The organism is Kinneretia sp. DJ1R-11, from assembly GCF_025717595.1.
GTDB lineage: Bacteria > Pseudomonadota > Gammaproteobacteria > Burkholderiales > Burkholderiaceae_C > Paucibacter_A.
Window position 1 is genome coordinate 1 of record NZ_JAJIRR010000056.1, and the last position, 492, is coordinate 492.

At 52.2% G+C, this 492-nt stretch carries 1 protein-coding gene; it reads right to left on the reverse strand.

Annotated features, from left to right (window positions below; translation table 11 throughout):
- Positions 1–102 precede the first annotated feature (102 nt).
- The coding region (locus tag LNV23_RS23900; RefSeq protein WP_263565247.1) for a hypothetical protein at positions 103–492 on the reverse strand (390 nt) is incomplete at its 5' end.

The following is a 492-nucleotide window of genomic DNA, read 5'->3' on the forward strand; positions in this document are numbered from 1 at the left end:
TAACGTTGAAGCTAACTGGCACGCGACGACAGGACGCCGCAGGGCCAGAATGAAATGAGGCCCGTAGGCGGAGTGCCGTTGCGGGTCCAGTTGAGCGACCGGTTAGACATCGTCTTTGCGCCTACCAAAATGGAATTGTTCTTCATGGTGGTACAGGAGAACCCAATCACCAATGGAGGGAAAAACGACCAGATCGTCTGACGACGGATAGCAGAATTCTTGCCAGTATTTCGCAAAAATAGCCCAAGAGGTCTTCAATGCAACCTCAGGATCCCAGGAGAGGATAACTTCCGCGTCCGACGTCGGTTGATGTCCCGCCAACCAAGCCGTGCCTTCAACATTTGAAATTGCCTCGGTGTTCTTCATAGAAGAACTGAATTCAGGGGCCAAAGAATCCTTGCCTAGATAAGCCATCGAAAGATCGTAAAACGTCCGAGCCTCGGTCGCCTCGATCGGACGCAGGAGCGCAAGTACATCATCTGGAATCAACGC